Here is a 14324-nt window from a genome sequence, read left to right on the forward strand (position 1 = left end):
ATGGCGAAGACCGCCGCAAAAATTGTCCCAACAGCCGAAGGACTGACCGCTTTGATGGAGCGGCATGCCGAGGCTTTGTCGACGCAGTTGCAGGCGCATCACCTCAAGGTTTTTCCGCCAACTGCCGAGAAAGGGATTCGATCCTTTGGTCCGTCAGAAGCCGCGAAGCTCTTAGGTATTGGTGAGTCCTATCTTCGCCAAACGGCAACCGAGATGCCAGAGCTTAACGTGAGTGTCAGTCCCGGTGGACGGCGTATGTTCTCGATCGAAGATATCCATGAGATTCGCAAGCATCTCGATCAGGTCGGCCGGGGTAATCGGCGCTATCTGCCGCATCGCCGGGATGGTGAGCAGCTCCAGGTCATTTCCGTGATGAACTTCAAAGGTGGTTCAGGAAAAACCACTACCGCGGCTCATCTTGCCCAGTATCTCGCGATGCGCGGCTATCGGGTTCTGGCGATCGATCTTGACCCTCAGGCAAGTTTATCGGCCCTTTTCGGCAGTCAGCCCGAGACGGATGTCGGCCCCAATGAGACATTGTACGGAGCAATCCGATATGATGACGAAAAGGTTCCTATCGAACAGGTAGTTCGCGGGACTTACATTCCCGATCTTCACCTGATTCCCGGCAATCTTGAGCTGATGGAATTCGAGCATGATACACCTCGTGCCTTGATGAAGCGCAAGGAAGGGGACACGCTTTTCTATGGGCGCATCAGCCAGGTGATCGAGGACATTGCTGATAATTACGACGTGGTCGTCATCGACTGCCCGCCGCAACTCGGATACCTTACGCTTTCTGCGTTGACTGCGGCCACATCCATTCTGGTGACCGTTCACCCGCAGATGCTTGACGTCATGTCGATGAACCAGTTTCTGGCGATGACATCGAATCTTTTGCGAGAGATCGAGAATGCTGGCGCACGGTTCAACTTCAACTGGATGCGATATCTCGTTACGCGCTTTGAACCGAGCGATGGTCCCCAGAACCAAATGGTCGGTTATCTGCGGTCTATCTTCGGTGAAAATGTCCTCAATTTCCCGATGCTGAAGACCACGGCCGTGTCCGATGCCGGCCTGACCAATCAGACGCTGTTTGAAGTCGAGCGCGGGCAATTCACGCGCTCGACTTATGACAGAGCCCTCGAGGCTATGAATGCTGTCAACAATGAAATCGAGGGTCTGATCAAGAAAGCATGGGGAAGGTCTGCATGAGCCGCAAACATATCCTGGGTGTCGCCACAGATGCGAGCGAGATATCAGCGAGCGATAGTCGTACGGCCCGACCCCGGTCCATGCCGTTGCTTGGTGTTGCTCGCAAGGAGCGTGATCCAGCGACGAAGTTGACTGCCAATATCGGCAATGCATTGCGCGAACAAAATGATCGCTTGGGGCGAGCGGAAGAAATTGAGCGGCGCCTTTCGGAAGGGCAGAGTGTTGTCGATTTGGACACTGCGGTCGTCGAACCCTCCTTTGTTCAAGACCGCATGTCGGACGACATTACCGGGCTGCTGAACTCGATCGAGGAGCAAGGCCAGCAGGTGCCAATCCTTGTTCGGCCCCATCCTGACAGACCAGGCCGATATCAGGTGGCCTTCGGCCATCGACGGCTTCGCGTGGTCGCAGAACTTGGCCGCACCGTCAAGGCTGTTGTCCGGGAGCTCAGTGATGAACAACTCGTCGTCGCCCAAGGGCAGGAAAACAACCAGCGAGAGGACTTGACCTACATAGAGAAGGCTCGTTTTGCCCACCAGCTCAACAAACAATTCTCTCGTGATGTTGTCATCGCTGCCATGTCGGTGGACAAAAGCAACCTCTCCAAAATGCTCCTGCTCGTCGATGCGCTTCCGCCAGAACTGATCGAGGCGATCGGACCCGCGCCGGGGGTCGGCAGGCCGAGTTGGCAACAAATGGTTGACCTGCTTGAAAAAGTGCCCTCCCCTCTTCGTGTGGTGGAGTTCGCACAGTCAGCTGATGTCCAACATCTCGCGTCCGCACAGCGGTTCAAGTCGATTTTCGCGAGTTTGAAGCCTCAGCGTGTACCACGTGGCATTCCTGAGGTTCTGTCGACGCCAGGCGGTGATCGCTTGGCTCAGGTCACGCAGAGCAAATCCAAACTTGAGATATCGATCGATAAGAAGGCAACGCCGGAATTTGCGGCGTTTGTCATGAAATATCTGCCGGTGCTCTATGAGGAATACCGATCCAAAGAGAATAGTAACAACGGAGAGTAAGCCGGAAAAGAAAAAGGCCCCCAACGGTTGTCCGCGGAAGCCCTTCTCGATGTCTAAGCAACTTGAGAATCGCATTTCCACGAATCGCAGTCAAGTCATTTTGGCACCGCTTTGGTGAGCGCTTTTTCTTTGCCTGAAGAAAGGTGAAGGGAACGATGCGAACTGGACAAGTCACGACGCCTTTCGGGCGGCGGCCGATGACGCTTGCCCTGGTCAAAGGGCAGCTTCAAACGCCTGCCGGCCAGATAAGCCGTCCCGTCGAGAAATGGAAAGTGTTTCGCGATATCGCAGAAGCGCGCCAGTTGCTTGGTCTCCAAGACCGAGCGCTTGCGGTTCTCGACGCGCTCCTGACCTTCTATCCGAGCAACGAATTGTCATCAGACGACAAGCTGGTGGTGTTTCCGTCGAACGCGCAGCTTTCCGTGCGTGCCCATGGCATTGCCGGCACGACGCTGCGGCGCCACCTCGCAGCACTGGTCGAGGCGGGGCTGATCCATCGCCGCGACAGCCCTAACGGCAAGCGCTATGCCCATCGCGGACAGGGCGGCGAGATCGAGGATGCGTTCGGTTTCGATCTTGAACCACTGTTGCTGCGTGCTGCGGAACTGGCAGGCCTTGCCCAGCAGGTGGCGGCCGAGCGGATCCGGTTCAAGCGGGCCAAGGAAGCACTCACTCTGTGCCGTCGCGATATTCGCAAGCTGCTGACGGCCGCCATGGAAGAGGGCGCCGAGGGAGATTGGGGCCAGATTGAAGAGATCTATGTGTCGCTGATCGCCCGCCTGCCACGCGCGCCAAGCCGTGAAAATGTCGAAGCGATACTCGAGGAAATGGCGATGCTGCGCGAAGAGATCGTCAATCGATTGGAAATGCAGGTAAAAACACAAAAAACAGACGGCAATGATGGCCAAAATGGGCGTCACATACAGAATTCAAATCCCGAATCCATCCATGATCTTGAACCCAGCTCTGAAAAAGAGCAGGAGGCGAAACCTGAGCCAACCAAGGTGCTGCAGAGCGAGACGCTGAAGGCATTTCCGCTCAGCATGGTGCTGAGGGCCTGCCCGCAAATCGGTGATTATGCGGTGGGCGGCGCGATTTCCCATTGGCGCGAATTCATGGCGGCCGCCGTTGTCGTTCGATCGATGCTGGGCGTCAGCCCGTCGGCCTATCAGGATGCCTGCGAGATCATGGGGTCTGAAAATGCGGCGGTTGCCATGGCTTGCATCCTGGAGCGGGCGGGACACATCAATTCGCCCGGCGGTTATCTGCGCGATCTGACATCGAAGGCGCGGCGCGGCGAATTCTCGCTCGGCCCGATGCTGATGGCACTGATGCGGGCAAATGGGGAAAGGACAAGATTGGTGGGGTAGCTACGCCCGCGATTGACCGAAATGTCGGTTTAGCCGGGGCGTAACCAATTCTGAGGCGCGGATCTCGACAAGGCGAGAAAAAAAGCGAGTCTTCGCGCCGCCGGGGCTGGTTCAGGCAGCGTCCTGAACCAGCAGTTCCTTCCGGTCATCGACTTCGACGGTCTGGTTTACTTCCGGTTCCGTATTGGGGGTACGGACCCGGTACCAGATCGCATAGAGTGCCGGAAGGAATAGCAGGATGATGACTGTGCCCACGGCCGTGCCGCCGATCAGCGTGTAGGCCAGCGCTCCCCAGAAGACCGAGAAGGTCAGCGGGATGAACGCCAGGACTGCAGCCAGCGCGGTCAGGATGACCGGGCGGGCACGCTGTACCGTGGCTTCGACGACAGCGTGGTAGGTGTCGAGGCCTTCATGCATATTCGTCTTGATCTGTTCCATCAGGATGAGCGTGTTGCGCATCAGGATGCCAGAGAGGCCGATCAGGGCAAGGATTGCCGTGAAGCCGAAGGGCTGGTGGAAGATGAGCAACGTCGGAACGGCGCCGAGCAGGCCCAGCGGAGCCGTCAGCAGCACCATGAACATTGCCGAGAACGACCGGACCTCGAGCATGATGACGAGCATTGTCAGCACGATCATGATCGGGAAGACCTTGGCGAGTGCCACGTTGGCCTTCAGGGATTCCTCGACGTCCGCGCCGACCTGGATCTTGTAGCCTGCCGGAAGCGACTGCATCAGAGGCTGCAGCGACTTCGTGATTTCGGCTGCCACGTCCGGAGGCTGGACACCTTCTTCCACGTCGCTGCGGACGGTGATCGTCGGAGTGCGGTCGCGGCGCTTCAGGATCGGATCCTCTGTCGTGACTTCCATCTTGCCGATCTGATCGAGCGGGATCGTCTTGCCATCAGGTGCCACGAGAGTGAAGTCACCGAGACGGGCAGGATCGAGGCGCTCTTCGCCATCGCTGCGAGCCACGACGGCAACATTGCGGATGTCTTCGCGGACGGACGTGACGTTCACGCCAGTCAGGAGGAACTGCAGCTGCTGGGCGGCCTGCACCGGAGAGAGGCCAATCAGCTTGAGACGCTCCTGATCGAACACGAACTTCACAGAGGCGACGCGTTCACCCCAGTCGCGGTTGACGGTGCGGGTATGCGGGTTTGCACGCATCACTTCGAGTACCTGGTCGGCGATGTCGCGAACCTTCGTTTCATCAGGGCCCATGACGCGATATGCGACGGGGAACTGCGAGTACGGGCCGAAAACGAGCTGGGTGACGCGAACACGACCTTCCGGGGCGAGACCGTCGGCAACCTTCTCGCGAAGACGGATCTTCAAAGCTTCGCGTGCCTCTGCATCGGGCGTCAGGACGACGATCTTTGCGAAGGAAGGATCGGGAAGCTCAGGCGCATAGGAGAAGAAGAAGCGTGGAGCGCCCTGCCCGACATAGGACGTGACGATCTTGGCTTCGGGCTGAGTGCGAACATAGTCCTCGACCTTCTTCACGGCGCGCTCAGTCGCCTCAATGCTCGTGCCCTCAGGCATCTGCACTTCAAGCAGCAGCTCAGGACGGTCGGATGCCGGGAAGAACTGCTTCTTGACGACGGTCATGCCAGCGCCGGCGGCGACGAACATGACGAATACGACGGATGCGACCAGGAACTTGCGATGGACGGCCCACTTCACGACGGCACGCAGGCGACGGTAGTTCGGAGTGTTGTAGATCGCCTCATGACCACCTTCGACGGGCTTGATGGTCGGCAGCAGCTTGACGCCCAGGTAAGGCGTGAAGGCGACGGCGACGAGCCACGATGCGATCAGGGCAAAACCGACGATCCAGAAGATATTACCGGCATATTCACCCGAGCTCGACTTCGCGAAACCAACGGGCATCAGCCCAATGATCGTGACAAGCGTGCCCGACAACATCGGTGCGGCGGTATGGCTCCATGCATAGCGGCGGCACGAATGCGATCCATTCCCTCCTCCATCTTCACGACCATGATCTCGATCGCAATGATGGCGTCGTCGACAAGCAGCCCAAGCGAGAGGATCAGCGCTCCAAGAGTGATGCGATCGAATGCGCGGTCTGTCGCCATCATGACGAGGAAGACGATGGCGAGCGTCAGCGGGATCGCAGCGGCGACGATAATGCCGCTTCTCCAGCCGAGGCTGATCAGGCTGACGAGAAGTACCACACCGAGGGCGACGAAGAACTTGAGCATGAACTCGTCGACAGCCTCTGAGATGTTGACTGCCTGGTCCGTGACTTTTTGCAGGCTGACACCAAGCGGAAGCGAAGAGGTCAGTTCGGAAGCCTTCTGCTCGAGAGCGGCACCGAGATTGAGACCGTTCCAACCATCCTGCATGACGACGCTGAGCATCAGCGCATCCTCGCCCTGATGGCGAATGCGGTAAGTGGCCGGATCCTCGTATCCGCGGCGGACCGCGGCAAGGTCCGAGAGCTTCATGTTGCGGGTGCCGACGACGATCGGTGTGTCCTTGATCTTCTGGACATCGTCATAGCTACCATCGACGCGGAGGTAGACCTGCGGGCCGTTGGTGTCGATCGAACCAGCCGGCGCCACATTGTTCTGCAGTTGAAGGCTCTGGAACACAGCCTGGGGGCTGATGCCAAGGCCAGCAAGGCGGGCATAGGAGAATTCGACGAAGATCTTCTCGGCTTGCTCGCCGAGGATGTTGACCTTCTTGACGCCCGGCACATGCAGGAACTCCTGACGGAGATCTTCCGCCTGGCGAACGAGTTCACGGGCAGGCATTCCCTGTGCCTTCAACGCATACAGAGCAAAGCTGACATCGGAATATTCATCGTTGATATAGGGCCCGAGCACGCCGCTCGGCAGCTTCAGGGCTTCGTCGCCGACCTTCTTGCGGGCCTGGTAAAATTCCTCGGGAACGCTCGCCGGCGGCATGCTGTCGAGCAGGCTAACGGTCATGAAAATTGCGCCCGGCCGCGCGATGGTCTCGACGCGGTCGTAGTAGCGCAGTTCCTGAAGCCGCTTTTCGAGAGGTTCGGCGACGAGCTGCTGCATTTCCTTTGCTGTGGCGCCCGGCCACACTGCGGTGACCGTGAATTGTTTGATGGTGAAGAGCGGATCTTCCGCTCTGCCGAGTTTCAGAAAGGCGAAACCGCCCGCTATCGCGATGGCGATGATGAGGAAGAGCGTGATCGCACGTTCCTTGACGGCGAAGGCCGAGAGATTGAAGCCGCTCATTTCGAAGCAATCCTTTCGTCGCCAACGCGGACAGCCATGCCGTCGTTGAGCAGATTGACACCTACGGCCACCACGACGGCGCCGCGCTCGATACCAGTGACCACTGCGTTCTCTTCACCGATCTTCAGAACCTTGACGGGTTCGAAGGCGACCTTGTCGGCCTTCACGACCCACACGCCCGTGCCGGAGCCACGGTCGAAGACGGAACCGATCGGCACGTCGACGGCGGGTTCCGCCGAGGCATTCGACTGCAGACCGATGGAGACCTTGATGGTTGATCCTAGCGGCACATCGGCAGCGTTCTGCAGCACGTAACGGGCTTCAAAAGTTCTGGTGGCCGGGTCGGCCGCACTGGAGAGCTGACGGAGGCGGACCTCGATAGGGTTCTCGTCCTCGCCGTACATCGTCGCGGTTCCCGTCGAGCCGATTGCCGGACGGACGGTTTCGGGGAGGTTGACGCTGGCTTCGCGCTCGCCGCCATGGGCAAGCTTGACGACGGGCTGGCCTGCTGCAACCACCTGGCCCGGTTCGGCGAGGGTCTCGGTGATCACACCGTCGGAATCGGCGACCAGCACCGCATACGAGGACTCGTTCTTCGCGAAGTCCGCATCCGCAATAGCGGCGTCGAGTTGCGCGACGTTCGTGTCATAAGCCTGCTTGGCTTGATCGTAGAGCTGCTTTGAAGCGGCGCCAACCGCCAGCAGCCTTGCGAACCGCTTCTCGTCCGCTTCGCTGCGTGCAAGCGCTGCCTTGGCCGACGTGACGGCGTTTTCTTTGGCGCGCAGGGCAAGGCCGAGGTCGATGTCGTCGAGACGCATCAGAGGCTGGCCCTTCTGGACCGTCTCACCCACGTCGACGAGGCGCTCGACGATCTTTCCGTTCACCCGGAAGCCGAGGTTGCTTTCGACACGTGCCATGACGATCCCGGTGAAGGAACGCTTCCCGGCGACGATTTCTTTTGCGAGCGCAGTCCTGACCACAGGCGCCTTCAAACGCGGGTCGCCCGCGTCGTCAGCGAAAGCCGGAAGTGCGATCATGATGGTTGATGCGAGGGTCGCTTTTTTCAGGAAGGACAGGACACTGCCTCCCCCGATTTGCTTCGTATTCTTCATTTCACTCTCTCCTATGTAGGTTGATATCAACCTATTATGACCAAATTTTCGGATATTTCGTCTGATGTCTGCGGCGCCGTTGCGCGCTCTTCAATAGCCTGGGAAGCCGCAGGCGAATGTGCGGCCCGCCAGATATTCAGTCCCTGCCCTAAAAGTTCCCGCCCGTCGTCAGTCAGCGCGACGGCACCTCTCCGTCCACCGCGGGACGGGAGCTTTCTTATTGCCTTCCGCTGCTCGAGCGGACGGAGTATTGCGGCGACCGTCGGACGGTCCATCACGAGCGCAAAGCCGATCTCGGAGTCCGTCGCACTCTCTTCGAGCTCGATGACATAGAGGGACGCGAGCTGCCAGTTCGTCAGTCCGACCGGAGCCAGGGCCTCGTCGTGAGGAACGGCTTCAGTTGGCGTCACGCGCTTAAGGCTGAGGCCCGTCCTTTCATCGAATGTGTAGATCCTCTTGAGGGCCATCGACCCATCTCCATTTAAGTTGACATCAACCTATATTATCCGGCAAAATCATGCGTTTCTTGCGGTGATAGATGCCAGAGCATTAAGAACACCGTCTTTGTCGGAAGCCACCGCGGAACTGATCTCCTCGTTGACGGACTGCCAGACCGGATACGTTTCCTCGAGCACGGCAATCCCGCTCTCAGTGATCTCGATACGGCGCGCACGGGCGTCGTCCTCGTCCACCTTGATCGAGATCAGTCCCATCCGCTCCAGCGGCTTGACGTTCGCTGTGATCGTCGTTCTGTCGACGACGAGCGATCGAGCCAATTCGCTCACGCTCATTCCGCCCGGAACGTTGACCGTCATCAGCAGTGCAAACTGCCAGTGGTTCACCCCGGCGCTCCGGAAGGCATCGTCGAACTTCTTCGCGACCGCCCTGCCCGCCCTGTGGATGTTCAGACCGAAGCAGCTCCGATCCACCATCAATCTTGCTTGAAAGTCCAGTTCTTGTGTCATTCTTTCAGAATAGGATGATATCAACCCATTGTCAATCTTGCCGACTAACTTTCTTCCGTTAGCTCACGCTGCGAAGATTGCTGGCGTGGTCCTGCCCTCGCCTATTAACGACCCTGCTCGAGGACCCTCTAGCCTGAGTCGGAGGCGCGTCATTTGCCTCGCCGCGGTCTACTCGATATCAACCAAGCCTGATGGTAGAATCATGGCTTGGCGTTGCATTTTGCCCTCCATCGCGCTGCCTCCGGTCGACACCATCCCGCATTCTTATTGTCTCTTCAGCTGCTTCCCAAGACTTTCTCCGTCGCCACGGCGGCGCGCAGCGATTGAGGCATCAGTGAGGGCCGCAGCATCGAGTGCTTGCCAGGTATCGTTAAGTGTGCCGACAATCCTGGAAACAAACGGAGCCTATATGCTCTGTCGCGTCTCGCGAAATTTTTCGAATGCCGCTCGGATGGAACTTGGTCAAAGTAACTATCAACTTGGTGGAGGGAGTGTGATCAAGCGACCGACGACGTATTCTAGCGGAAAGCTCGTGCCCAAGGTACATAGAGCAGGTGGTGGGCAGATCACAGGAGCTGTTTTTGATTGCAGAAAGTCGCGGCTGTTCCCTTGCCCATCGGAAGCTGCTTTACGCTCAATCAGGCATCTGACGCAAAGCCGCTAATCGCGCAGGATGGTTTCGGCAAGCTCAGACCTGCATTCATTGCAAATTTGAAGAATAAATTTAACGCTGGGGTCCTCCGATCGAAAGATGTGGTCAGCTGACCACAGGCTTATGTCTCTGATAATATGTAATTTTTCGCTGGTCTAGATTGTGCGTGCCTTCGTCGAGACCCTGCAGAGCGGGCTAATATCCGCCGATGACGCGCCACAATTGGGGAGGACGCCTCTTGGACTGCTGTGGCGCCGTGTCCTCCCACCTTGAGCCTTTGAACGACCTTACGAATGTCTCGCGTTTCCTGAGCTTTTGAGCCCTTCATCGGCAAGCGACATTTCCGTCAGTTTATAAGTTTGGTGGGCATGGCGTGCCGCGTATATCGATCAATGCACGAACCGCTTACACTTCCACAGCGCACTTGGTGATGGCGTGACCAAGGGCCGAGGGAGGCATGGTACTAGGTCCCGAACGTGGGGGCCTGAATGCCAATTCAGTCTGAACCTAACGCCTCACTGGGCTCGCAAGGAGAATTCGTGCAGCTTGAGAATTGTGAAAAACCATTCGCTGCACGCAGTCCATCCTCGGGCGAGTGGTTACCCGGCAATGGTCTGGGTCAGTCAACCTTGGAGCATCAATCACATTGATCGAACGAGAAGTATAGGGGACGCTGTGACCGAACAAGCTCGCCCCCATATGCGAGGCGATCACAGCTTGAGGCGCCATCACCATTCGAGCAGGCGCGTACTGCACTCGGAAGGTGTTCACGTCTTCCTTGGCGGCGGCCAACCGGGGCAATTGGCACAGCATGCAATCAGCCTCCTAGCGAGCCCATGAATCCGAACTCGGCGCAAGCCCTCCCCTCGCCCGGCACGTCAATCTTGTCGATCATGTCGTGTTTCGCTGCCGCCTCTGGTGCTCGGTGGCGGTGGTGGCTCACAGCGTCTTTGCATCGCGTCCGCCTCGTCGGGTTGCGTTGTTGTAATAGCTGGATGCTTGTTGCACTGATCTACGTAGCGACTGCTTCATCGCCTCGGCCCGCGGAATCTCTCGATTGGCCGCTTCGGTTAGATGCCCCGACCGCAACCCATGCCCCGAATTCTCCCGAGGTTCTGGCCCGGCCATAGCCGCCCGCCGCTTGACGATACCATTGACCGATTTCGGATAGAGCTTCCGCTTCGACACGTTGTCTTAGCGGTCCACCTTGTGAAACACGGAGCCTTTATCGATCCGTGCTGCCCCAATCCATGCATTCAACGCCTCGACCGGCCAATGAGATAAACGACCTCATCGTGATCGGCATCGGACACTTTCGTCCGCCAATATGAATGACAAGCGAGGGGGGGAGCCCGTCCTAGACGGGCGATTGGGGGCTCGACGGTCAGCTGCACTCACGCAATCCGGCGATCTCGCTGCGCCAGGGCCCGCCCAAAACAAAGGCGACCATCAAGATCGCTCGGTCGTGAATATCGCGGAGGCTGCCACTTGCGCAGGTCGCCAGCATTTTTTGCCAGTGTATCGCCTATGACCGCCCTGGCGTCTTTCTTTTTACGCGGCCGCGGCGTGGCCCGGACGGCGCGCCGGATAGCTGACTTGAGAGCAGCGGTGGCGAAGGCACCAGTGAAACCTCGCCATTTTGTCAGTGTCGATCATGTTGCCAGCCGCCTGCTGACCGTGTGCGGCGCACGCGGGCCTACCGCCTTCAGAAAGCCTTGGCCACGAAGATTTTGCTCGATCTCGGCCGGCGTCCCATGCTCCGGATCGTTTTCCCGTTTTTGCGAGTCTCACCGATGATGAGCGACGAATTTCAGAAGTAGCGCTTCGGGGTGCCGGTCACGGCAGCGATTTTTTGTATCCGCTAGGGACCAGGCCTGCAGATAGGCTAGATCGGATGTCAGGGCGCGAAGGGTGTTTTCGCCCATGCCTTCATCGGCCAGATAGCGAAGCATTTTGACATCCTGATCGGTCAATAGCTTGGCGAGTTCGTCGCGGCGATCGACGGCGTTCATCTTGGCAGTCCATGTTCGTCGCGGCTGGAGATGGCACCGCCTGGTACGTCCGCTCGCCCTTCGGCTGCCAGCATCCAGATGTCATCCAGAGTGAAAGCAGACTTCGGGATTGCTGCCAGCTCTGCGACCGGCTTTCCAGAGCGGGGGATCACGATCGCTGCACCACGGAGCGCAAGCTTGATCAGTTTCTCAAACGGCGCGGCGGCTTCAGCGACAACAACGGAAATACGCGTTCTCTTTCTCCATCCAGACATGGCCGCCAAACATCCAGGTGATAGCTGTCCAGCGGCGGGCAAGCCCCCTTTGGTGTCGCGACGATCGGGTGCGCGTGATGTTGCAAAACTCCGTAATCTCCGTAAATTTCATGAAACGGACTCTTGACATGACCTCCACAGCCAAGGCTGTTACAGTCTCCAAAAAATTTGGCGCCTACCAGGATGCCGCCGTCCGTGATCCGGTGATCATCACTAAGAACGGCCGCCCGCGCACGGTGCTGAACGCCTATGAGGATTATTTGCGGCTGACAAGGCGCGACCGCTGCATCGAGCTGACGAGCGCGCTCGGCGAAGACGATCTCGCCGCGATCGACGCTTCGGAGATGGACGGGTCGCACGATCATCTCAATGCCAAGCTGCTGTGAGATGCCGCCCAATCGACAAGTTGATGTTCCGCGCGTTCAACGACGGATGAGACCAAACCGATACGCCTCATCCAGCAGCTGGCGAACCGAGGAAGGTTGCCATTTCCGCCCGCCTCCTGCCGGCCCCTCTCCCATCTGATTCAGTTCGGCGGCAATATCGCGCAGCGACAGTCCGGGATCAGCAATGGCAATCGCCGCAACGAGTTTCATCAGGTGGTCTTCCGGGGCGCGCCGTGGCGACCGCGCCAGAAGCTCGGGGTCGGCAAGCTTCTCGCGGACCATCCGATGCACCGCGCGGCGCAGGCGTTCCACCGTCCAGTCATGGCCGCGGCGATTGAGAACCCGTACGACATTGTCCCAACTATGCTGGGGCCGAAGTTGCCGGACCATGGGCAGCCAGGTTTGGGCGGACGAGATCAGCGCGTCGAGGTAGAGCTTTTCGCGCGCCTTCGAGACTGCCTTGATCGCTTCCGGTCGCCGCTCTCGCAGCCCGGGGTTACCCGGCAGCCTGCCACGGGCCTTCGCCGCCTTGATCCCGGCCTTGGTTCGCTCGGCAATGAGCGCCCGCTCTAGCTGTGCGACGGCTCTGAGAACTTGGAGAGAAAACATCCCCTGTGGCGTGGACGTGTCGATGGGATCGCGGACCGATCGAAAATGGACCCCGCGTTCTTCAAGGTCCCCGATGACCTGCAACAGATGGCTGACGGAGTGGGCAAGGCGATCCAGCCGAACTACGACAAGCACGTCGCCGGCAACGAGGTCTTCGAGCAGCCTGGTCAATACCGGCCGAGCCCTTGAAGTGCCGGATCCGAGCTCCTGAAAAATGCGCTCGCAGCCAGCGGCGCGCAATTCGCCCATCTGCGCATCACGGACCTGATCTTCGGTAGAGATGCGGGCATAACCGATAAGACGTTTGGGGGCCGGCGTCAGATTGGCAGCTTGTCGTTCTGTCATGATTTTCTCGGGCGAATCCAGATAGCGCTATACAGACAAAAAAATGCGTTAATAAAGGTGCCTTTGCAAGCGTGGTTTATTGTCCAAATAAAGCCATGTCAGGCTTGAAGTCCAATGGTGGATGGGATCTCTCACCGCAACCAGTGCGGAACACGCTCTGGCGACCGTCTGTGGCGGAAATGCCGGAAACTAGAGCGTTCGAGGGGAGGGGAGGGAGGTGAGAAGCGCTGACCGAGGCGGAGATTGCAGAGAAATCCGCGCTCGCTCGAGAGGAGAGGGCTGCTCGGCGCGGCTCTTGTATCCACGCTATTGCGCCGATGCCCGCCGAAACCTGAAAGGTCGGAAAACCAAATGATTGCGGTTATCCACGCCGGCCGACATTCTGATTTGCTGGGCAAAGTTAATCAACCATCGATAAGAGGTAGAAATCGTGGGACCGCTTCCAGTCGGCGCGGCGAAGCTCAGCAGGCCTTCAATCCGGTCCTTGTGGCCGAGAGGCAACATAAGGCTTCAGACAAGCGCAAAAAGACGACTTTTAAAGTCAAGTAATTGAAGGCAATTTCCATAAAAGCTATTCAGCATCATCGGGTGGTTTCTCTGGGGCATCTTATGACAAACTATGATGATGAACTGGTGGGTGTCTTTCTGGACAACGAGTCGTCATTGAAGCGATACCTTAAAAAGGTCAGCGGCTCCCACAACGACGCAGATGATATGTACCAGGAAGCGTGGATCAGGCTATCGCGGAACAGGCAGGCGGCGGCGGCCACACCTGTGCCTTATCTGGTGCGGATCGTACGCAACCTTGGGATCGACTATAGCCGCGCCAAACGCACGAAATTGACCCGTGAGGATATTGCGGCATCTCTATCAATTCCCGATGATCGACCAGATCCTTACCGCCAGTTGGAAGATCGAAATCAGTTGTCCCGCCTCATGGACATTATTGAGGATCTGCCGGAGCGGCAGCGCGGATTGCTGCTTGCAGCGCGGCTCGAACAGCGTAGCCATGCTGCCCTGGCGAAAGAGTTCGATATCTCGGTAAGGACGGTGGAGCTCGAGATCCGCAGGGCGCTCGATTATTGCACCGATCGGCTAGCGAAAATAAATCGCACCTAATATTTCGGTTTGTTGTTCTCCCGTCGTCTATAG

10 protein-coding genes and 2 pseudogenes are annotated in these 14324 nt (G+C 58.2%); 5 read left to right on the forward strand and 7 right to left on the reverse strand.

Translation table 11 applies throughout. The features are described 5' to 3' along the window. The 3 genes from repA (at nt 1) to repC (ending at nt 3604) form a co-directional block, all read left to right on the forward strand. Nucleotides 1-1215 carry a plasmid partitioning protein RepA gene (gene repA / locus NCHU2750_RS26140; protein WP_119944746.1) on the forward strand — a complete coding sequence of 405 codons (1215 nt, stop codon included), beginning with the start codon at nt 1-3 and terminating at the stop codon, nt 1213-1215. Continuing rightward, entirely contained in the window at nt 1212-2234 is a 1023-nt protein-coding gene (repB, locus tag NCHU2750_RS26145; RefSeq protein WP_119944747.1) for a plasmid partitioning protein RepB, read from the forward strand. The genes repA and repB overlap by 4 nt, the downstream gene beginning before the upstream one ends. A 155-nt stretch (nt 2235-2389) precedes the next feature. Next, nucleotides 2390-3604 (forward strand): plasmid replication protein RepC, encoded by a 1215-nt coding sequence (gene repC / locus NCHU2750_RS26150; RefSeq protein WP_119944748.1) that lies wholly within the window; start codon nt 2390-2392, stop codon nt 3602-3604. Nucleotides 3605-3715: 111 nt separating this feature from the next. Here the strand turns inward: repC and NCHU2750_RS26155 are convergent. From NCHU2750_RS26155 to NCHU2750_RS26180, 6 genes and pseudogenes are all read right to left on the reverse strand, one after another. Continuing rightward, nucleotides 3716-6837 (reverse strand): annotated as a pseudogene (locus tag NCHU2750_RS26155) (efflux RND transporter permease subunit). After that, on the reverse strand, nt 6834-7949 hold the full coding sequence (locus NCHU2750_RS26160) for an efflux RND transporter periplasmic adaptor subunit (RefSeq protein ID WP_119944749.1): 1116 nt from the start codon (nt 7947-7949) through the stop codon (nt 6834-6836). Before NCHU2750_RS26160 ends, NCHU2750_RS26155 begins: the two are co-directional and overlap by 4 nt. Nucleotides 7950-7975: 26 nt before the next feature. Then, nucleotides 7976-8416: a helix-turn-helix domain-containing protein gene (locus tag NCHU2750_RS26165; protein ID WP_119944750.1), complete on the reverse strand. Its 441-nt coding sequence runs from the start codon at nt 8414-8416 to the stop codon at nt 7976-7978. Nucleotides 8417-8464: 48 nt separating this feature from the next. Further along, complete coding sequence (locus NCHU2750_RS26170) at nt 8465-8914, reverse strand: MarR family winged helix-turn-helix transcriptional regulator (RefSeq protein WP_119944751.1); 450 nt, start codon at nt 8912-8914, stop codon at nt 8465-8467. A gap of 1591 nt (nt 8915-10505) precedes the next feature. Further along, nucleotides 10506-11578: pseudogene (locus tag NCHU2750_RS30855) on the reverse strand (site-specific integrase). Continuing rightward, nucleotides 11575-11832, reverse strand: a complete 258-nt coding sequence (locus NCHU2750_RS26180; RefSeq protein ID WP_119944752.1) for a hypothetical protein — start codon at nt 11830-11832, stop codon at nt 11575-11577. The pseudogene NCHU2750_RS30855 and the gene NCHU2750_RS26180 overlap by 4 nt, the downstream one beginning before the upstream one ends. A gap of 128 nt (nt 11833-11960) precedes the next feature. Between NCHU2750_RS26180 and NCHU2750_RS26185 the strand changes: the two genes are divergently transcribed. Next, complete coding sequence (locus NCHU2750_RS26185; RefSeq protein ID WP_119944753.1) at nt 11961-12218, forward strand: type II toxin-antitoxin system prevent-host-death family antitoxin; 258 nt, start codon at nt 11961-11963, stop codon at nt 12216-12218. 36 nt (nt 12219-12254) lie between these two features. Here the strand turns inward: NCHU2750_RS26185 and NCHU2750_RS26190 are convergent, their stop codons facing one another. After that, entirely contained in the window at nt 12255-13172 is a 918-nt protein-coding gene (locus NCHU2750_RS26190) for a recombinase family protein (RefSeq protein ID WP_119944754.1), read from the reverse strand. Between the two features lie 609 nt (nt 13173-13781). On the opposite strand from NCHU2750_RS26190, the gene NCHU2750_RS26200 reads away from it, so the two are divergent. Further along, entirely contained in the window at nt 13782-14291 is a 510-nt protein-coding gene (locus NCHU2750_RS26200; protein WP_119945062.1) for an RNA polymerase sigma factor, read from the forward strand. Nucleotides 14292-14324 lie beyond the last annotated feature (33 nt).

This window comes from Neorhizobium sp. NCHU2750 (assembly GCF_003597675.1).
GTDB lineage: Bacteria > Pseudomonadota > Alphaproteobacteria > Rhizobiales > Rhizobiaceae > Neorhizobium.